18 protein-coding genes, 1 pseudogene and 1 riboswitch are annotated in these 18,292 nt (G+C 68.1%); of the genes and pseudogenes, 10 read left to right on the forward strand and 9 right to left on the reverse strand.

The window, feature by feature from the left end:
• Window positions 1–37: 37 nt before the first annotated feature.
• Window positions 38–910, forward strand: a complete 873-nt coding sequence (locus ACH4DZ_RS13605; RefSeq protein ID WP_398287245.1) for a hypothetical protein — start codon at window positions 38–40, stop codon at window positions 908–910.
• A gap of 380 nt (window positions 911–1,290) precedes the next feature.
• Window positions 1,291–2,148: a Scr1 family TA system antitoxin-like transcriptional regulator gene (locus ACH4DZ_RS13610; RefSeq protein ID WP_398287246.1), complete on the forward strand. Its 858-nt coding sequence runs from the start codon at window positions 1,291–1,293 to the stop codon at window positions 2,146–2,148.
• 82 nt (window positions 2,149–2,230) lie between these two features.
• Here the strand turns inward: ACH4DZ_RS13610 and ACH4DZ_RS13615 are convergent, their stop codons facing one another.
• Together ACH4DZ_RS13615 and thiC are read right to left on the reverse strand one after the other, a co-directional pair.
• Entirely contained in the window at window positions 2,231–2,437 is a 207-nt protein-coding gene (locus ACH4DZ_RS13615; RefSeq protein WP_398287247.1) for a DUF397 domain-containing protein, read from the reverse strand.
• Window positions 2,438–2,749: 312 nt separating this feature from the next.
• A complete protein-coding gene (gene thiC, locus ACH4DZ_RS13620) occupies window positions 2,750–4,654 on the reverse strand; it encodes a phosphomethylpyrimidine synthase ThiC (RefSeq protein WP_398287248.1) in 1,905 nt (634 codons plus the stop codon).
• A riboswitch (TPP riboswitch) is annotated at window positions 4,647–4,803 on the reverse strand. Its footprint overlaps the gene before it by 8 nt.
• Before the next feature lie 71 nt (window positions 4,804–4,874).
• Here thiC and ACH4DZ_RS13625 point away from each other — a divergent pair.
• Window positions 4,875–6,341, forward strand: coding sequence for a YibE/F family protein (locus ACH4DZ_RS13625; protein ID WP_398287249.1), 1,467 nt, complete (start codon window positions 4,875–4,877; stop codon window positions 6,339–6,341).
• A 151-nt stretch (window positions 6,342–6,492) separates the two neighbouring features.
• On the opposite strand, the gene ACH4DZ_RS13630 is transcribed toward ACH4DZ_RS13625, so the two are convergent.
• The 4 genes from ACH4DZ_RS13630 to ACH4DZ_RS13645 all read right to left on the reverse strand — a co-directional run bounded on the left by ACH4DZ_RS13630 (window position 6,493) and on the right by ACH4DZ_RS13645 (window position 8,775).
• Window positions 6,493–6,933, reverse strand: a complete 441-nt coding sequence (locus ACH4DZ_RS13630; protein WP_189771437.1) for an SsgA family sporulation/cell division regulator — start codon at window positions 6,931–6,933, stop codon at window positions 6,493–6,495.
• Window positions 6,934–7,032: 99 nt separating this feature from the next.
• The gene (locus tag ACH4DZ_RS13635; RefSeq protein WP_398287250.1) at window positions 7,033–7,836 is read right to left on the reverse strand and encodes an IclR family transcriptional regulator; all 804 of its coding nucleotides are present in this window, start codon (window positions 7,834–7,836) and stop codon (window positions 7,033–7,035) included.
• Between the two features lie 234 nt (window positions 7,837–8,070).
• Window positions 8,071–8,283: a DUF5326 family protein gene (locus tag ACH4DZ_RS13640; RefSeq protein WP_398287251.1), complete on the reverse strand. Its 213-nt coding sequence runs from the start codon at window positions 8,281–8,283 to the stop codon at window positions 8,071–8,073.
• Between the two features lie 174 nt (window positions 8,284–8,457).
• The gene (locus ACH4DZ_RS13645; protein ID WP_398287252.1) at window positions 8,458–8,775 is read right to left on the reverse strand and encodes a cupin domain-containing protein; all 318 of its coding nucleotides are present in this window, start codon (window positions 8,773–8,775) and stop codon (window positions 8,458–8,460) included.
• Between the two features lie 60 nt (window positions 8,776–8,835).
• Between ACH4DZ_RS13645 and ACH4DZ_RS13650 the strand changes: the two genes are divergently transcribed.
• From ACH4DZ_RS13650 to ACH4DZ_RS13670, 5 genes and pseudogenes are all read left to right on the forward strand, one after another.
• Window positions 8,836–9,213 carry a phage holin family protein gene (locus tag ACH4DZ_RS13650; protein WP_398287253.1) on the forward strand — a complete coding sequence of 126 codons (378 nt, stop codon included), beginning with the start codon at window positions 8,836–8,838 and terminating at the stop codon, window positions 9,211–9,213.
• A 9-nt stretch (window positions 9,214–9,222) separates the two neighbouring features.
• Window positions 9,223–9,713, forward strand: a pseudogene (locus ACH4DZ_RS13655) (low molecular weight protein-tyrosine-phosphatase).
• Entirely contained in the window at window positions 9,710–10,864 is a 1,155-nt protein-coding gene (locus ACH4DZ_RS13660; RefSeq protein WP_398287254.1) for a cystathionine gamma-lyase, read from the forward strand. Before ACH4DZ_RS13655 ends, ACH4DZ_RS13660 begins: the two are co-directional and overlap by 4 nt.
• 215 nt (window positions 10,865–11,079) lie before the next feature.
• On the forward strand, window positions 11,080–11,985 hold the full coding sequence (locus ACH4DZ_RS13665; protein ID WP_398287255.1) for a LysR family transcriptional regulator: 906 nt from the start codon (window positions 11,080–11,082) through the stop codon (window positions 11,983–11,985).
• 66 nt (window positions 11,986–12,051) lie between these two features.
• The gene (locus ACH4DZ_RS13670) at window positions 12,052–12,534 is read left to right on the forward strand and encodes an NUDIX domain-containing protein (protein WP_398287256.1); all 483 of its coding nucleotides are present in this window, start codon (window positions 12,052–12,054) and stop codon (window positions 12,532–12,534) included.
• 163 nt (window positions 12,535–12,697) lie between these two features.
• On the opposite strand, the gene ACH4DZ_RS13675 is transcribed toward ACH4DZ_RS13670, so the two are convergent.
• On the reverse strand, window positions 12,698–14,431 hold the full coding sequence (locus tag ACH4DZ_RS13675) for a globin domain-containing protein (RefSeq protein ID WP_398287257.1): 1,734 nt from the start codon (window positions 14,429–14,431) through the stop codon (window positions 12,698–12,700).
• A 527-nt stretch (window positions 14,432–14,958) separates the two neighbouring features.
• Between ACH4DZ_RS13675 and ACH4DZ_RS13680 the strand changes: the two genes are divergently transcribed.
• A complete protein-coding gene (locus ACH4DZ_RS13680) occupies window positions 14,959–15,495 on the forward strand; it encodes a DUF2269 family protein (protein ID WP_398287258.1) in 537 nt (178 codons plus the stop codon).
• Window positions 15,496–15,500: 5 nt separating this feature from the next.
• Window positions 15,501–16,367, forward strand: coding sequence for a GNAT family N-acetyltransferase (locus ACH4DZ_RS13685; protein WP_398287259.1), 867 nt, complete (start codon window positions 15,501–15,503; stop codon window positions 16,365–16,367).
• Window positions 16,368–16,456: 89 nt separating this feature from the next.
• Here the strand turns inward: ACH4DZ_RS13685 and ACH4DZ_RS13690 are convergent, their stop codons facing one another.
• Window positions 16,457–16,876 (reverse strand): heme-binding protein, encoded by a 420-nt coding sequence (locus tag ACH4DZ_RS13690; RefSeq protein ID WP_398287260.1) that lies wholly within the window; start codon window positions 16,874–16,876, stop codon window positions 16,457–16,459.
• A gap of 52 nt (window positions 16,877–16,928) precedes the next feature.
• The gene (locus ACH4DZ_RS13695; protein WP_398287261.1) at window positions 16,929–18,155 is read right to left on the reverse strand and encodes an MFS transporter; all 1,227 of its coding nucleotides are present in this window, start codon (window positions 18,153–18,155) and stop codon (window positions 16,929–16,931) included.
• Window positions 18,156–18,292 lie beyond the last annotated feature (137 nt).

Here is an 18,292-nt window from a genome sequence, read left to right on the forward strand (position 1 = left end):
GCATGCCGAGTCACCCAGCCCTACGGAGCATCGGGGGATGCACATGAACAGCGTTCCGCAGCACCTGCTGAGCGAGGACCGCCAAGAGTACGAGCGGATCCTCGACGAGGCGCTGCGCTCCGCACCACACCGTCCGGAACTCGCCGCTGTCGGTCAGCGGCTCAACCCCGAGCAACTGCGCACGATGGCGCTCAACGCCACCGCGCTCATCACGGCGGCCGCGGCGAGCGAGTACCAGCACTACGTGAAGGTCCGCGAGGAACTGCGCCAGCCTGCGCCGTCCACCCCTCCCGTCCGCGAAGGATCCAGCAGTTCGTCGGATCCGGGCACGAGTGCGGTGGGGCTCGCCACCGCCATGGGGGAAGTCGCCGAGACCGCGGGGGCCGGTGCCGCCGCGGTCGTCGCCGTGCTCGCCCCGGTCCTCGCCGGCACCGCCGCGGCGATCTTCCTGCTCGTCGGCTACATCCTGAAGATGCTCGACCCCGAGCCGGGCATCGCACGGACCCTTCTCACCACCGGCTGGGTCTTCGGCGCCATCACGGCGGTCTCGATCCTGGTCGCCGCGGTCTGCCTGCTGCTCGCCGCCCTGCGCAACGGGGCCAGCTCGCTCCGGGCCGGTGTGCACGGCGAACGAAGCGAGGAGATCTCTCTGGCCAGGGAAGCCTGGCACGAAGCACTCCTGGAGCGGGGCCTCATGCCGTTCCTCAGGGAGGCTCTCGCCGACCCGGGCACAGCGGCCCTCAGTCGTACGAAGCCGACGGCACCGGTCAGCCGGATGCCGCAGCTCGGCTACAACCGCCCGGGCTTCAGCAGCCCGGACGGGGGTGCGGCAGCGGGCCCCCGCCCCAGCTACTCAAGCCCGGACTTCAGCAGCCCGGACTTCGGGGGACCGGAGCACGCTCCGGAGTAGGGCCGGGACCGCCGACACCGCCCGCCCTGGCAAGAATGATCGACGACGGAAATCCGTCGTCGATCTTTTTTGTGCAATTGACAGTCGTGCCCGCATACGAAGATTTGCGCCCCGCAGCCCTTCGATTGCACCACTGGACAAGAAATGCTCCATGCGCGGCAGGAACAACACGACTGCACTTCTGTAGCTCTTCTGCACAAATTCGCAGGTGGGCTTGTTCTGTGCGGTGACACGACGGATGCTGTATGCCATGTGGCAATCCATCACCAGGCAAGAAGCGGACAGGCACTCCGCCGTGCGGCCCTGTGCAGAGTATCGGCGGCGGAGAGGCCGTTAGCCCGCCGACCGAGAACGCCAACTGCGTGGGGACGGAGTGTCAAGTGGCCCAGGAAGATCCCGGATTCCAGCGTGCACGACTGCGGGACCGCCTGAGGAAGGCGAGGGAGGGCGCGGGGCTGAAGCAGCGCGAGGTGGCCGAACAGCTCGACTGGTCACCCTCCAAGGTGATCCGCATCGAGGCGGGCACTGTAGGAGTCTCCGTGACCGATGTACGCGTTCTCCTGGGCCACTACGGAATCACCGGCCAGGCTCAGGTGAAAGCCCTGACCGACATGGCCCGGGCGGCGCGTCAACCGCCGTGGTGGGCGCCGTACCGCTCCTGGGTGAGCCAGGATTTCGAGACCTATCTCGGTTATGAGAGTTCGGCGTCGATCATTCGGAACTTCGAACCCCATGTGGTGCCCGGTCTTCTGCAGACGGAGGAGTACGCCCGAGAACTCATGACGCGGACCAACGCCGGCACCGAGGCGACGGAACGGCTCGTCCAGCTCAGGATCGAGCGGCAGAACCGTCTTGTGCGAGCCGATGGCCCCGATGTCTTCTGCGTCCTGGACGAAGCCGTGATCCGCAGAGCGGTGGGCTCGCAGGAGACCATGAGAAGGCAGTACGAGAAACTGCTGGCCATCAACGAACTGCCGAACGTGACAGTACGCACTGTCCCTTTCGGCGCCGGCATCTACCGGCAGTTCCGCTCACCCTACGTGCTCTTCGAATTTCCCGGCGACGAAGACGAGATGGTCGCCTATCTGGAGAGCGCGGACGGCGAAGTCATCATCAGCGAGAAGGCGTTGGGACGCATCTCGCAACGCCGCCCGACCGACTATCTGGACGACTTCTGGGAAGTGGAGAGGGAGGTGGCGACGGAGGTGACGAGAGAGTTTCTGTTCGGCCAGAGCTAAAGGCGCCAAGGGGAGCGTGCCACGGATAAACATTCTGACCGCACGAACAGAATCCCGTCACCGTTCGGACATACAGGTCTTCCTACGAGGATGCCCGTAGGGATGTGTCACAGTCCTTCAGGGCGGAGAGGAATGAGCGCCAAGCATATGCACTGAATCCCACGGATGCCCTGCCAGGGTGGTTCGAGTCTCGTACCGCTATCCCGCGGATGGCGGCCACCTCGACACAGTTTCCCTCGATGCTGGCCGAACTCTTCAGCCAACGCACTTCAGCATCATCGGGCCTCATGCAACCCCCACATCTTCACCTGTGAAAAGTGGCGATGCCCTGCAATTCGGCATCGAAATCAGTATGGGCGTCGCCATCAGCACTGCCAAGACGCACATGAACGCCTGACGCAGGCTATTAAATGGAGGTATATGCACAAGAAACACAACAAAGGGCAGGGTGCGTCGCCCAAACGACTGGCCGAAAAGGAGCCGAGACTGTTCCTACGGCCCGGAACGCCGAGGCCCTGGAAATGATCGTCCAAGGCCACGGCGTCACGGCACACGACTGATCAGTCGACCAAAGGTATGCGGAACCGATGGGCCGCGCGGTTCAGTCGGCCATGGGCAGATAGACCCGGTTGCCCGCGGCGGCGAACTCCTTGGATTTCTGGAGCATCCCGTCGGCGACCTCTTCGGGCGAGGCCCCTGCGGCCGCCGTACCGCCGAACTGCTCGTTAATGCTGTGGCTGATCTTCATCGAGCAGAACTTCGGCCCGCACATGGAGCAGAAGTGTGCCGTCTTGGCCGGTTCGGCCGGCAGGGTCTCGTCGTGGAACTCCCGGGCGGTGTCCGGATCCAGGGCCAGATTGAACTGGTCCTCCCAGCGGAACTCGAAGCGGGCGTCCGACAACGCGTCGTCCCACTCCTGTGCGCCCGGATGCCCCTTGGCGAGGTCCGCCGCGTGGGCCGCGATCTTGTAGGTGATGACACCCGTCTTGACGTCGTCACGGTTGGGCAGGCCCAGATGTTCCTTGGGCGTGACGTAGCAGAGCATCGCCGTGCCCCACCAGGCGATCATCGCAGCCCCGATGCCGGAGGTGATGTGGTCGTACGCCGGCGCGACGTCGGTCGTCAGCGGGCCGAGCGTATAGAACGGGGCCTCCTCGCAGATCTCCTGCTGAAGGTCGATGTTCTCCTTGATCTTGTGCATCGGGACATGCCCCGGGCCCTCGATCATGGTCTGTACGTTGAAACGCTTCGCGACCTTGTTGAGCTCCCCCAGGGTCCGCAACTCCGCGAACTGCGCGGCGTCGTTGGCGTCCGCGATCGACCCGGGCCGCAGGCCGTCGCCGAGCGAGTACGTGACGTCGTACGCGGCGAGAATCTCGCAGAGGTCCTCGAAGCGCTCGTACAGGAACGACTCCTTGTGGTGCGCCAGGCACCACGCCGCCATGATGGAACCGCCGCGCGAGACGATGCCGGTCTTGCGGTTCGCGGTCAGCGGGACGTACGGCAGACGCACACCCGCGTGGACGGTCATGTAGTCCACGCCCTGCTCGGCCTGCTCGATGACCGTGTCCTTGTAGATCTCCCAGGTGAGTTCCTCGGCCCGTCCGTCGACCTTCTCCAGCGCCTGGTAGAGGGGGACCGTGCCGATGGGGACCGGGGAGTTGCGCAGCACCCACTCGCGGGTGGTGTGGATGTTGCGGCCGGTCGACAGGTCCATCACCGTGTCGGCGCCCCAGCGCGTCGCCCAGGTCATCTTGTCGACCTCCTCCTCGATGGAGGAGGTGACCGCGGAGTTGCCGATGTTGGCGTTGACCTTCACCAGGAACCGCTTGCCGATGATCATCGGCTCGATCTCGGGATGGTTGGCGTTGGCCGGCAGCACGGCCCGGCCCGCCGCGATCTCCGTACGGACGACCTCGGGGTCGACGTTCTCCCGGATGGCCACGTACTCCATCTCCGGCGTCACCTCGCCCCGCCGCGCGTAGGCGAGTTGTGTCACCGCCTGCCCGTCACGGCTCCGGCGGGGCAGCCGCGGGCGCCCCGGGAAGACCGCGTCCAGGTTGCGCAGGCCGCCGCGCGGCGAGGTGTGCTTGATCCCGTCGTCCTCGGGGCTCACGGGACGGCCCGCGTACTCCTCGGTGTCGCCACGGGTGATGATCCAGTTGTCGCGCAGAGGCGCCAGACCCCTGCGTACATCGGTGTCGACGACCGGATCGGTGTACGGGCCGGAGGTGTCGTACAGGGTGATCGACTCACCGTTGGTGAGGTGCACCTGACGGACCGGCACCCGCAGATCGGGGCGCGAGCCCGCGACATACGCCTTGTGCCAGCCGATCGACTTCCCGGTTTCGGACTTGCCGGCTTCGGACTTCCCGGCTTCGCCGCTCTCGGGTGAAGCAGTTGCCCCGCCGTCCTCGACCGCTGCGGACACCTCGGTGCCGTCGACCGGGGCGAGCGCCCCGCCCGTCTGACTGGAGGCAGGCGTGCGTACGTCCTTGTTGGTCATGAGACCTACTCCCTACGCCGGCATTACCCGGTAACAGGTTCGGCGGTCGACGCAGCGTTTCCCGTCCGGCGATGTTCCACGTGAAACATCGCGGATACGGAGGTCAGCGCCCTCTCAGCCCGGTGCTCCGAGCTCCCGCGTGTGCAAAGGTGCTTCCACGCTAGCGTCACAATGGGCGCGGTGAACAGTGGGCCCCTCTCGTTCTTGCGATGATCGGTCGGTGACCACGACGCAGCAGCCCCCACTTCCGCCGTCCGAACCGCCCCACGGACACGGCCACGACGGCCACGGTCACGGCGGCGGACATGGACCCCACGGCCCCGGCGGTGGCGGCGACGGACCTGCGGGCGGCGGGCACGGTCACTCACACAGTCATGGCCCCGCGGCCCCAGTCTCCATGCATCTGCGCAAGATCATCGCGGCGGTGCTGATTCCTTTCGCCGTGGCGGTCGTTGTGGGTCTCGCGGTGCTCTGGCCGGGCGGCGCACCCGGACATGAGCGCACGGGTGTCGGCTTCGACCGGCAGACCCAGCAGGCCACCGTGACCAAGATCGACAAGGTCGACTGCAAGTCCGTGAACGCCTCGGGCGAGACTCCGACCGGCGACACCTCGACGGCCGAGGGCTCATCGGCTCAGCAGCAGGACTCGGGCACCTGCAAGAAGGCGACGATCCGGGTCGACTCCGGCAAGGACAAGGGCCGTACCTTCACGGAGATCGTCCAGCCGGACTCCTCGCGCCAGTTGGAGCAGGGCCAGGAGGTGATCGTGGCGTACGCGCCCGACGCCCCCAAGGAACTCCAGTACTCGGTCACCGATGTGAACCGCAAGCTCCCCATGGCGCTGCTCGCCGGCATCTTCGCCCTCGCCGTGGTCGTGGTGGGCCGGATGCGGGGTGTCATGGCGCTGATCGCGCTGGCCGTCAGCTTCCTGATCCTGACGTTCTTCATCCTGCCCGCGATTTTGCAGGGGTCGAATCCGCTGGTCGTGGCGGTGGTCGGGGCCAGCGCCATCATGCTGATCGCGCTCTACATGTGTCACGGTCTCTCGGCCCGGACGTCGGTCGCCGTACTGGGCACGCTGCTGTCCCTGGTGCTGATCGGGCTGCTCGGCTCTCTGTTCATCGACTGGGCCGCGCTGACCGGCAACACCGACGACAACACCGGCCTGATCCACGGTCTCTACCCGTCCATCGACATGAGCGGTCTGCTGCTCGCGGGTGTCATCATCGGTTCGCTCGGAGTGCTCGACGACGTCACGGTGACACAGACGTCGGCGGTCTGGGAGCTGCACGAGGCCAACCCGACGATGGGCTGGCGAGGTCTGTACCGCGCGGGCATCCGTATCGGCCGCGACCACATCGCGTCCGTCGTCAACACGCTCGTCCTCGCCTACGCGGGCGCGGCGCTGCCTCTGCTGCTGCTCTTCTCCATCGCGCAGAGCAGCGTGGGGACGGTGGCCAACAGCGAACTGGTGGCCGCGGAGATCGTCCGCACCCTCGTCGGCTCGATCGGGCTGGTCGCCTCGGTGCCGGTCACGACAGCTCTCGCGGCCCTGGTCGTCTCGGCTGACCGCCCGGGTGACGCTGTCCCGGCCCCGCAGCCGCAACCACAGCAATCGCAGCCGCAGTCCCAGTCCGGCTCGAAGGCACCGTTGCGCGGTGGGAGCGGCCGCCGCCGCAAGCACTGAAACCGGCGCGTCACCGGGACGGGCCGGTCTTCCTTGGACCTTCCCAGGGCGGGGGCGCTCCCGCGCAGGACGGCTGTCGGCCGAGCGCGGGCAGCGGGGAACGACGACCGACGAAGGGGGGAAGCGTCACCTCACGTCGGCCGCCGCCGCGTCACCCCGCGCTCTGCTCCTCCGCCAGGATGCGGTCCAGGGCCTCGTCCAGGTGCGTGTCGAAGTCGGCGAGGGAGCGCTCCTGGCCCAGCGGGACCAGCCGGTCCGTACGGTCGAGGAACGCCAGCAGCGGCGCCGTACCGCAGCGGAACAGGGCCTGGTCGACGCCCACCTGAAGCCGGATCAGCACATCGCCGAAACCCTCGGAGTCCGAGGGAGTGATGTGCACGTCTCCGTCCCCGCACGGTCGGCCCACACCGTCGATCAGCAACTCCCGACCGAAGGCCCAGGTCACCGGAGCGTCGCCGGGCAGGTGGAAGGTCAGACGCACGGCATAGGGATCACAGGTCTCGTAACGCAGCTCCACCGGAATGCGGAAGGAGAGCTCCTCCGAGACGACGAAGCTCATCATGACCTCTGCCTGTACTACCGACTCGCGCATCGCCTACCCCGTCGTTTGCCGTCCATGGCCGGGAATCGTCCACCTAAACACTTCTGGCATCTTGCTTAACGTGTACACCAGATCACAAGGAGTGAGTTTTCAGATGCTGATAGAGACCGCAAGTGTCCCCAGCAGCGTGTCGATCTCGCTCTGCAGTCGCCGCGCCGCGGGCAGCAGCCGTTCGGCCTGGTGGGACGGCATGGAGATGGCCACCGTGGCGGCCGTGCTGCCCAGTGTGAGAGGGATCGCGGCGCAGACCGCGCCCAGCGCGTACTCCTGACGTTCGATCACCGGTTGCATGCGTCCGGTCGATTCGAGACGGCGAATCAAGGTCTGATCGTCACGCACCGTGTACGGCGTGACGGATCGCACGGGGTAGCGGTCGAGGTGGTCCCTGCGCCCCTCCGCGTTGAGCTGGGACAGCAGACACTGGCCGATCGCGTGCGCGTGCCCCGTCTCCCGGAAGTCCGCCCACTCCTCGACCGCGGGATTGGCGGGGGTGTCGGCGACGCACTGGACCTCGATCTCCCCGTCGCGGTAGACCGCGTAGTAGACGGGAGCACCGATCGAATCACGCCAGCTCCCCAGGGCGTCGGCGATCGTGCTGCGACGTTTCTGCTGGGCGCCACCGCGGCTAAGCCGCTCGGCCGCCTCGCCGAGGTAGAACAGCCCCTTCTCGCGGCGCAGATATCCCTCGTGCACCAGGGTGCGCAACAGGTGGTACGCCGTGGGAAGAGCGAGTCCGGCTTCGCGGGCCAGCTGCTTCGCGGGCGCCCCGAGCTCGTGACGCGCGACGGACTCCAGGAGACGCATCGCACGCTGCACCGAACCGATGAGGGTCGTGGGATGCGGCTCGGAGGCCGAAACCTTCGGTCCTGCGGGTGCGGTGTCAACCGTGGCCAAAGGTCACTCCCGAAGCGCGAGGGGCCGCCCGTGCGAGGGTGACACGGGACGGTTCGAAACGCCGCTCACGAGGATCGACCCCGAGGCGAGTTCCGGACTTTAACCGTCTGCCACCGATCGCTGACGACATGCCTCGAAAACTCCCCCCACCCGAGGGAACTGAAGTTCGCCTCCACGATGAGGGACTGCCGGAGGGTCAGGTCCGGCGGATCATCTGTCCCCCGTGCCGCCCGTCTACCAGTCGCTCCTCGACGAGGAGCCCGACATGAACTTCCGTACGACGTAGATCAGTCCGCCGACGAGTGCCACGAAGAGCAGCAGCTTGAAGAGCAGGCCGATCACGAATCCGACGACACTCGCTATCAGGCCGCCGAACACGACCAGAGCGATGACCGGCACCGCGATCCACTTAACCCACCACGGCATCCCCGCGAAGATCTCTCGCATCGCTCTTGTTCCTTGTCTCTCTGCCCGTTTCCGAGTGCTGTCCCTGATCGTTCCCGCCGTGCCGACGGGCCACGAATGTCCTGCCTCGATGCTAGGCGCGGCAGGGGTGCCGGCGGGGGCCTCGCACCCCTTGTCTGCCCCTGACCGTTCCCCTAGGGAACCCTGAGGCGGACGTCAGCTCTCCGGCGGAGAGAAGACCACGACGACCCGCAGATCCTCGCTGACGTGATGGAACTTGTGAGCCACCCCCGCGGGTACGTACACGACGCTGCCGCGCGCCACCTGCGTCGTCTCCATACCGACCGTGATCGCGGCACGGCCGCTGACGACGAGGTACACCTCGTCCTGGCGGTGGGGCTGCTGCGGGTCCTGAGCGCCCGCGTCCAGCGCGTACAGGCCGACCGACATGTTCTTCTCGCGCAGGAACTGGAGGTACGCGCCGTCGTTGGCGGCGCGCTCCGCCTCCAGTTCGTCCAGCCGGAATGCCTTCATCGCCCTTGTCCGCCCTTGCCCCGCTGCTCGTGTCCGATCTCTTCTGTCACGATCAGACACATGAAGAATTTCGTAGTCAAGACGATCGCCAACGCGGGCGCCCTGGCGATCGCGGTATGGGTGCTCGACAAGATCACCCTGACCGGTGACAGCACCGGCAAGGAGATCGGCACGCTGCTGCTTGTCGCGCTGCTCTTCGGGCTGGTGAACTTCCTGGTCAAGCCGGTCGTGAAGGTCCTCACCTTCCCGCTGTTCATCCTCACGCTCGGACTGATCACGCTGGTGGTCAACGCCCTGATGCTGCTGCTCACCTCGTGGCTGGCGGACAAGCTCGACCTGAGCTTCCACGTCGACGGTTTCTGGACCGCCGTCCTGGGCGGCCTGATCATCTCGATCGTCTCCTGGGCCCTGAACGTCGTCCTTCCCGACGAGGACTGAGCGACCCGGATGCCCTACCGCGTGTGTTTCGTATGCACCGGCAACATATGCCGCTCCCCGATGGCCGAATCCGTCTTCCGCGCGCGGGTGGCCGAAGCGGGGCTCGACACTCTGGTCGAGGTGGACAGCGCGGTACCGACGGCTGGCACGAGGGTGACGGCGCCGACCCGCGCACCGTCTCCGTGCTGGAGACGAACGGCTACGACAGCGACCATGCGGCCCGCCGGTTCCGGCCCGACTGGTTCTCCCGGCTCGACCTGGTGATAGCTCTCGACTCCGGCCACCTCAAGGCCTTGCGCCGCCTCGCGCCGACCCCGGCCGACGCGGAGAAGGTCCGGCTGATGCGCTCGTACGACCTCGCCACCCGCGCCGATCTCGACGTACCAGATCCCTATTACGGGGGGATGGACGGTTTCGAGGAGTGTCTTGAGATGGTGGAGGCGGCGAGCACCGGACTGCTCGCCGCTGTACGCGAGCAAGTGGAGGAACAGGCGGCATGACGAATTCTTTCGAGGAAGCGGGTTCCGAGGGAGTGGGTGACGGCACGCGTGCCGTGCGGGCGGGGCTCCCCGAGCCGGTCAAGCACGAGCCGACCCTCCCCGGCCCGGTCTTCGCCGCCCACTTCCATCTGCCGGGCGATCCCACCGGCCCCTACACCTACGGACGTGACGAGAACCCGACCTGGACCCACCTGGAGCGCGCCATCGGCGAGCTGGAGGCGCCGGGCCGGGACGGCGTCGAGACGCTCGTCTTCGCCTCCGGCATGGCCGCCGTCTCGGCCGCCCTCTTCTCCCAGCTGAGCGCCGGCGACACGGTCGTGCTGCCCGACGACGGCTACCAGGTCCTGCCGCTCGTACGCGGACAACTGGAGGCGTACGGCATCGAGGTGCGTACGGCGCCGACCGGCGGCGACGCCCAGCTCGACGTCCTCGACGGAGCGAAGCTCCTGTGGATCGAGACCCCGTCGAACCCGGGGCTCGACGTGTGCGACGTGCGACGGCTCGCCGAGGCGGCCCACGCGCGCGGAGCCCTCGTCGCGGTCGACAACACCCTGGCGACCCCGCTCGGGCAGCGGCCGCTGGAGCTGGGTGCGGACTTCTCCGTGGCCAGCGGCACCAAGCAGCTCACCGGGCACGGGGACGTCCTCCTGGGGTACGTCACGGGCAGCGACGCCTCCGCCATGGCCTCCGTACGGCGCTGGCGCAAGATCGTCGGGGCGATCCCGGGGCCCATGGAGGCATGGCTCGCGCACCGCTCGCTCGCCACGCTGCAGATGCGTGTGGACCGGCAGAACGCGAGCGCCCAGGTGATCGCCGAATTGCTGCGGGACTGGCCCGAGGAGCTCGGAGTCCGTTATCCCGGGCTGCCGGGCGACCCTTCGCACAAGATCGCCGCGCAGCAGATGAGGCGCTTCGGATGTGTGGTGTCGTTCACCTTGCCCACGCGCGCGCGTGCCGACGGTTTTCTCGACGCGCTGCGGCTCGTGGACGACGCGACGAGCTTCGGCGGGGTGCGGTCGACCGCCGAACGGCGCGGGCGCTGGGGCGGCGACGCGGTCCCGGAGGGCTTCATCCGTTTCTCGGTCGGCGCCGAGGATCCGGAGGACCTGGTGGCTGATGTCCGGCGGGCGCTGGACGAGTCCGCGAAGTGAGCGCTTGCTGAGTGGCCGGCCAGTAGCCGTACTACGCACAACGGGCGGTCCGAGCCTCCCCCCTCGTGGCTCGGACCGCCCCGGTTCTCTGCGCTAAGAACCGCGCGAACAAGGCTAGTTGACTCTGTGTCAGTGTCCAATCACGGTAGCGACAGGGGGCTATCGACTTATTTATAGTTAAGGGCTTCCGGAACGCTGGAGATCGAAGGGAAGCCATGGATCTGGCCCTGCTGCGGACCTTCTTGACCGTGCACCGGGCCGGCTCCTTCACCCGTGCCGCCGCCCTGCTCGGCCTCTCCCAGCCGGCCGTCACCTCACAGATCCGCACACTCGAACGGCAGCTGGGGCGCCCCCTGTTCCTGCGCCAGGCCCGCGGGGTGACCCCCACCACCATCGGAGACGAACTCGCCCACAAGGCCGCTCCGCATCTCGACGCCCTCGTGGAGATCACCGAGACCGGCCTCGACGCGGACTCCTCCCTGCGCACCCTCCACCTGGCCGGGCCACCGGAGTTCACCGCCGAGCGCGCGCTGCCCGCGCTCACCGAGCTGATCGGGGACGACGGCCACGGCTTCGCGCTGCGGGCCTCCTTCGGCAATGCGGAGGAGGCGCTGGAAGGACTCGCTGCCGGGCATCACGATCTGGCCATCTGCACGGCACGCCCCCGGGGCTCCCTGCTCACCGCGACTCCGCTCTGCGACGAGGAGCATGTACTGGTCGCCGCCCCGCGCTGGGTCGCCCGTATCGACTCCGACACATTACGACGCCAGGGCGCGCCCGCCCTGGAGAACCTGCCCGTGGTCGAGGTTCACGAGTCACTGCCGTTCATCGCCCGCTACTGGGCTTCCGTCTTCGACTCCCTGCCCGCCGCATCGGGCACCGTCATCGTTCCCGACCTGCGGGCGGTACTCGCCTGCGCCACCACCGGCGCGGGACTCGCGGTTCTGCCGCGCTATCTGTGCGGACCGGCTCTGGAGCGGGGCGACGTAGTGGCGCTGAGCGAGCCGCCGGTCCCACCCCTTCGTACATACTTCCTGGTGGTACGGACCGGCACACTGGCCATGCCGCATATCGCGCGAGCCCACGAGTGGCTGATGCGCGCCGCTGCCAGCTGGTCGTGACACGGATGCTTCGCCTGGTCCGGACGGCGATGTTTCACGTGGAACCAACCGGGCCACATTCCTCCCATGACCGACCGACCCGTGGTCAAGCGCACCGCCCGGGCCGTCCTGCTGGACGGCGACGACTTGATCTTGATCAAGCGGACCAAACCCGGCGTCGATCCCTACTGGCTGACGCCGGGCGGCGGGGTCGAGCCCGAGGACACGACCGTCGTCGACGCGCTCCACCGTGAAGTGCACGAGGAACTCGGCGCCAAGATCACCGACGTCGTGCCCTGCTTCGTCGACACCGTCGAACACATCGGCGAGGACAGCAGCTCGACCGGGGTGAAGGTGCAGCACTTCTTCGTCTGCCATCTGGAATCCATGGATCCCTCGCTCCGCCACGGCCCCGAGATCGAGGAGCCCTGCGGCGAGTACGAGATCGTGCGGATCCCCTTCACTCGCGTGGGCATCGCGACCGTCCACCTCGTACCGCTGTCGCTGCGGCACTATCTCGACGGGAACATCGAGGGCGTACGGGCGATGCAGGCACCCGATCTCGGCTGAACAGCCCGCTCCGCTGTTGCGAGCCGATTTCGCTTGGTGGCCCTGATTGGTGGCCCTGGTGGGCAGCCCTGGTCAGTGGCCCGGGGTTGGCGGGCCGGGTTGGCGCGACGGCTCGGCGGCTCGGCTCGGCGGGCCGGGTTCGTGATTTCGGGTCGGTCCGGCGTCAGTCCCGTGCCGCGACGAGGTCTTCCACCGCGTCATGACGGATCCGTTCCGACGGGATACCGATGTCCCGGAGCGCGTCAACGCCGTTGCGGATCATGCCGGGTGGGCCTGAGAGATAGGCGTCGTACTCGTTCCACGGACCGTATTCGCGGACCGCGTCCGGCAGTTGGAGGTGCGCCTGATGGTCGACGATGGGACGCACCGCGAGCCATGAGTGGCTCTGCTGGAGCCGGAGCATGGTGTCGATGTCGTACAGGTCGTAATCGGTGCGGGCCCCGTAGAAGACCTCGACCGGCCGCCTCCGCCCATGTTCGGCGACGTCCTCGACCAGTGCCTTGATCGGCGCGATGCCGGTGCCGCCGCCCAGGCAGAGCAGTCCGCTGGCGGTGGTGTGGTCGACGGTCATCGAGCCCGCGGGCGGGCCGAGCCTGACGATGTCGCCGGGGCGGGCCCGGTGCACCAGCGCGCTGGAGACCCAGCCCGCCGGAACCGCCTTCACGTGGAACGACAGCAGTCCGTCCGAGCGGGGCGCGGAGGCGAACGAGTAGTGCCGCCAGACGCGGGGCCACCACGGGGTCTCCAGGCTCGCGTACTGACCGGCGAGAAAGGGGTACGGCTGATCGGGGCGGACCGTGACGACAGCGACGTCCGGGGTCCTCAGATCGTGCGAGATCACCTCGGCGTACCACCAGGCCGGGGCGCGCAGTTCGTCCGCCGCGGCGGCGTCGATCATGACCTGGGAGATCTTCGTGTAGGCCCTGACCCAGGCCGCCTCCGTCTCCCTGTCCCAGGCCGCCTCGGCGAACCGGCTGAGCGCACCGAGGAGGCACTCTCCCACGGCGGGGTAGTGCTCGGGGCGCGTGCCGTACTTGCGGTGGCCGCGGCCGAGGTTCTGCAGGTACGAGACCAGGACCTCGGTGTTGTCGATGTGTTCGGCCGCTGTCAGCAGGGCTTTGAGCAGCCGGTCCCGCTGGGTGTCCATCGCGGCCGGGAACAGGGGGCGCAGGTCGGGATGGCGGACGAAGAGCAGTGCGTAGAAGTACGAGGTGACCTTGTCGGCGACGGGCGCCACCTCGGCCATGGTGCGGCGGATGAGGACGGCGTCGGGGGAGGCGGGCCTCGCGGGGGCGGGCGGGGGCGCGGGCACTGAGTCCGGGGCGGGCGCGGAGACCGCCGTGGGGACCGAGACCGGCGTGGGGACCGAGACCGGCGTGGTGGCGGCTGCTGTGGGAGCTGCGAGGTGAGAGGGCCGCCGACCGGGGACGACGTGCTCGTGGCCCGGGTGCTCGTAACCGGGCTTCGACGAAGGGGGAGGCCCGTTGTGTGTCGCTGCGGGAGGTGTCGCCTCGCGTGACGCCGCCGGGGGCACGGACGAGACGGCACGAGCGGTGTCTTCGCTCTCGCCAGGGACGCCTCCGGCTCCGCGGCCGGAGCCGGAGCCGGCGTCGGCTCGGTCGTCGACGTCGGTTCGCTCGACGTCGGATCGGTCGACGTCGGATCGATCCGTGTCCGATCCGGGCTCCGTCTTCGGGGGTATTCGCCGCTGTATCGGGCCGCTCTCTCCCGCCGCGGACCTGCGGACGGGCCGCAAAGCGGCCAGGCGCCGCCCCTCGGTCGCCCCCTGCTCGCCGCCCGCGGGCGGCTCCGGTGGCGTGTGCGGGGTGAACCAGCCGCCTCCGCCGCCACCCCCTGAAGTGCCGTTGTCGGCCGACGTGGTGGTCGGAGCGTCCATGCTGTGCCTCGCCTCGAACATCTTTCGGTCGGTCTGCGCACCTCCTCAATCGGAAGATGCCTGCTTTCCCCCCGCAGACTGCTTGCTTCGCCCCGTTCCGTCCTGTCGGCCAATGCGCCCATATTGGACCGCGCCACCGCACGCTGGGGACAAGTGAGCTGAGAATGTGACATTGGCCGCACTACAGCCATGTCAGCAGCATCCCGCCCACTACCATCAGCCCGGTCGCGTAACCGGAAATGCGGGTCTTCGATCTTTCTGTCCCGTTAGGCTGCATTGCCCTGTGATCGTCCCGACGGGATGTGCGGACACCTCGTCGGACACGAACCGGAGTCGACCATACCGGCCGCGGTCCGACACACAAGTCCCCACTTCCTTACGTCAGGAATTGCGTGGTGGACGTCTCATCAATTCTTTCAATTACCGGGCGGGGCAGGCCAATTCACAGCGTGTACGCCGAGGCTAGTACGCGGGGTTACTCCCGCTGTCAGACGCCTCGGCCGCTCGTGCCCGGCACGGTGTTTCACGTGAAACTAAGCCGCCCCGCACGCCGGGCCAACCTCGTCGTCCATGTAGCCGCCTCCGCGTGCTGGCTCGGGCTCACGCTCGGGCTGCTCGCCCTCGGAGTCACCGCGACCACCACCGGGTCCGCGGTGACCGTGGAAGCCTCCGTCCGCGCCATGAAGACCTTCGCCGACTGGCTTCTGCTCCCCCTCGCGTTCCTTACGCTCCTCACCGGCCTGGTGCTGTCCCTGGGCACGCCGTGGGGGCTGGCGAGGCATCGGTGGGTCTACACCAAGTTCTGGCTGACTCTGGCCACCGCCACGGCCACGGTCTTCGCCCTGCGCCCCGGGGTCGACGCCGCAGTCACCGCGGTGTCGGACGGCGGACCACTGCCCGACCCCGGTGACGTCCTGTTCGGGCCGATCGTCTCGCTGTCCGCGTATCTCCTCATGACGGTGATCTCGGTCCTCAAGCCCTGGGGACTGACGCGACGCGGGCAAAGGATCCGTGCGGCCGCCCGCAAACCGGTGGACGTGGAAGCCGCCGGTCGGACAGCCTGATCTGCGTGCCGACTCCTTTCCCCGCCGCTCTGCCCATCCGCCGTCTGACGCCTCGCGATCTCTCCGCCTGCGCCGACCTCTCCGAGAACCGGGGCTGGCCCCGTGAGGAACACAAGTGGGGTCTACTGCTCACGGCCGGGACGGGTTACGGCATCGACGACCCCGGCGGAGGCCTTGTCGCCGCCTGCATCGTGACCGCCTACGGGCCCCGGGAACAACCGGATCTGACGGCCATCGGCATGGTGCTGGTCGCCGAGCGGTACGCCCGGCAGGGCATCGGGCGCCGCCTCATGCGCCATGTCGTGGCCGAACTGGGGACGACCCCGGTGACCCTGCACGCCACGCCGTACGGGCGCCCTCTCTACGAGGAACTGGGTTTCAAGACCATCGGGCGCGTCGAGATGGTCCGTGGCCGCTTCAGCCCTCTGGGCCCGGAACCCGAGGTGGCCACGCGCGCGGCCACGGCGGAGGATCTCGTCACGATCCTCCGCCTCGACGAGGAGGTCTTCGGCACGGACCGGACGCACATGATCACGCGGCTGCCCGCCTTCTCCGATCAGCTGCGCGTCGCCGAGGAGGACGGCCGCATCATCGGGTACGCAGCCGCCTGGCCCAACATGGATAACCATGTCGTGGGCCCGCTGATCGCCCGGGACACCGAGACGGCGAAATCGCTCATCGCCTCGCTGGCCGCCCGTATCGACCGTCCACTGCGCACGGACATCGATGTACGCCATGAGGAATTGCTGGCGTGGGTCAAGGAGCGCGGACTCGCCCCCCTGAGTTTCAACGCGGTCATGACGTACGGCATCGGGGAGTTGCCCGGCGACTGGACGCGGCGGTTCGCTCCGCTCACCGTGGCCGCGGGCTGAACCGAGCAACTTGGGCTGAACCGAGCGAACCGCCCGCTCGGGATGAGCAGGCGGTTCGCCGGTACGGGGCGCTCCGGTCGCCGGCCTTCCTAGACGAGGGCCTTCACCGCGGCGGTGGCGAAGCCGTGGTCCTGCTCCGGTGCGCCGCCGCCGACTCCGATCGCGCCGATCAGGCGGCCGTCGCGATGGACCGGCACACCGCCGGCGATGAACAGGAGCGGGCGGTCGAGTGCGGTCGGCAGGGTGTGGAAGAGCCCTCCGGGCTGGACAGCTTCGACGAGATCCGCGGTGGGAGCGCCGAGCTGCAGTGCCGTGTAGGCCTTACGGGTGCTGGTCTCGCCCGAGATCAGCACCGCTCGGTCGTCCCGCCGGAAGGCGAGCAGGTGGCCGCCCGCGTCGAGGACCGTGACGCTGACCTTGACGTCCGCGGCTTCCGCGGCACGACGGGCGGCCGTGACGAGCGCCTCGGCGTCCTGGATGGTCAGCGGGGTGACGGTGGTGGTGCTCATGAGGGGGTTTCTCCTTGCGAGAGGGTGCGGTGTGGGGGAATGCGGCCGACGCTCAGTTGTGGACGACGGCCTGCTGCTGCACCGAGTGCGTCTGTTGCGCCGTCACGGCGACCGGGTCCGCCGAATCGGCGGAGTCGGCACGGCGCTCCAGGGCGGCCGACAGGACGGCGAGCAGAAGGGCGGCGGCGGCCAGGACGGCGCCGACCCAGTTGGGGGCGGTGTAGCCCATGCCGGCCGCGATCACGACGCCGCCGAGCCAGGCCGACAGGGCGTTGCCGAGGTTGAAGGCACCGATGTTCACCGCGGAGGCGAGTGTCGGAGCGCCGTGTGCCTGGTCGAGCACCCGCTTCTGCAGCGGCGGAACGGTGGCGAACCCGAGGGCTCCGATCAGCGTGATGGTCACGGCCGCCGCGATCTTGTCGTGCGCGGTGAGGGTGAACAGAGCGAGCACGACCGCGAGGGCGCCCAGTGACACGTACAGCATCGGCATCAGGGCGCGGTCGGCGAACCTGCCGCCGACGAGATTGCCGCCGACCATGCCGAGGCCGAAGAGGACGAGCAGCCAGGTGACGGAGCCGTCGGCGTAGCCGGTGACGTTGGTCATCATCGGCGCGATGTAGGTGATCGCCGCGAAGACTCCGCCGAAGCCGAGCACGGTCATCGCCATGGCGAGCAGGACCTGGACGTTCTTGAAGGCGGCCAGTTCGTGACGCAGTCGCACGCCTTCCGGCTTGGGCATGTCGGGTACCAGCTTCGCGATGCCGGCCAGGCCGAGGACGCCCAGCGCGGCGACGACCATGAAGGTCACGCGCCAGCCGGCGGACTGCCCGATGAGGGTGCCCAGCGGTACGCCGACGACGTTGGCGACGGTCAGGCCGGTGAACATCATGGCGATGGCGCCGGCCTTCTTGTCCGGCGCGACCAGATCGGCGGCGACGACCGAACCGATGCCGAAGAAGGCACCGTGCGCGAGCGAGGCGATCACGCGTCCGATCAGCATGACGGTGAAGGTGGGGGCGACCGCGGAGATCAGGTTGCCGACGATGAAGAGTCCCATCAGCAGCATCAGCATCCGCTTGCGGGACACCTTCGTGCCGAGCACGGTCATGAGGGGCGCGCCGAACATGACTCCGAGCGCGTAGCCGGTCACGAGGAAGCCCGCGGTGGGGATGGAGACACCGAAGTCGCCGGCGACCTCGGGCAGCAAGCCCATGATCACGAACTCGGTGGTTCCGATTCCGAAGGCCCCGATCGCGAGGGCCAGAAGCGCGAGAGGCATGGGGACGACCTTCCAGAAGATTGCACGAGCGCTTTACGTGCGTCCACAATAGTTGCAGACGCGGGTTAAGTGCAAGCGCGGTATATTGCGGTCGTGCCCTATCCTGGTGTCAGCCACTCCGGGACGGAGGAAATGCC

The organism is Streptomyces sp. NPDC017991 (genome assembly GCF_044328075.1).
GTDB lineage: Bacteria > Actinomycetota > Actinomycetes > Streptomycetales > Streptomycetaceae > Streptomyces.

Bases quoted from the DNA above. Each gene is read 5' to 3' on its own strand.
- ACH4DZ_RS13630 (WP_189771437.1), bottom strand. From the start codon at position 6,933: ATGCGCGAGTCGGTAGTACAGGCAGAGGTCATGATGAGCTTCGTCGTC.
- ACH4DZ_RS13605 (WP_398287245.1), top strand. From the start codon at position 38: ATGCACATGAACAGCGTTCCGCAGCACCTGCTGAGCGAGGACCGCCAA.
- ACH4DZ_RS13615 (WP_398287247.1), bottom strand. From the start codon at position 2,437: ATGAGGCCCGATGATGCTGAAGTGCGTTGGCTGAAGAGTTCGGCCAGC.
- ACH4DZ_RS13695 (WP_398287261.1), bottom strand. From the start codon at position 18,155: ATGCCTCTCGCGCTTCTGGCCCTCGCGATCGGGGCCTTCGGAATCGGA.
- ACH4DZ_RS13645 (WP_398287252.1), bottom strand. From the start codon at position 8,775: ATGAAGGCATTCCGGCTGGACGAACTGGAGGCGGAGCGCGCCGCCAAC.
- ACH4DZ_RS13660 (WP_398287254.1), top strand. From the start codon at position 9,710: ATGACGAATTCTTTCGAGGAAGCGGGTTCCGAGGGAGTGGGTGACGGC.
- ACH4DZ_RS13670 (WP_398287256.1), top strand. From the start codon at position 12,052: ATGACCGACCGACCCGTGGTCAAGCGCACCGCCCGGGCCGTCCTGCTG.
- ACH4DZ_RS13690 (WP_398287260.1), bottom strand. From the start codon at position 16,876: ATGAGCACCACCACCGTCACCCCGCTGACCATCCAGGACGCCGAGGCG.
- ACH4DZ_RS13640 (WP_398287251.1), bottom strand. From the start codon at position 8,283: ATGCGAGAGATCTTCGCGGGGATGCCGTGGTGGGTTAAGTGGATCGCG.
- ACH4DZ_RS13675 (WP_398287257.1), bottom strand. From the start codon at position 14,431: ATGGACGCTCCGACCACCACGTCGGCCGACAACGGCACTTCAGGGGGT.
- ACH4DZ_RS13665 (WP_398287255.1), top strand. From the start codon at position 11,080: ATGGATCTGGCCCTGCTGCGGACCTTCTTGACCGTGCACCGGGCCGGC.
- ACH4DZ_RS13650 (WP_398287253.1), top strand. From the start codon at position 8,836: ATGAAGAATTTCGTAGTCAAGACGATCGCCAACGCGGGCGCCCTGGCG.
- thiC (WP_398287248.1), bottom strand. From the start codon at position 4,654: ATGACCAACAAGGACGTACGCACGCCTGCCTCCAGTCAGACGGGCGGG.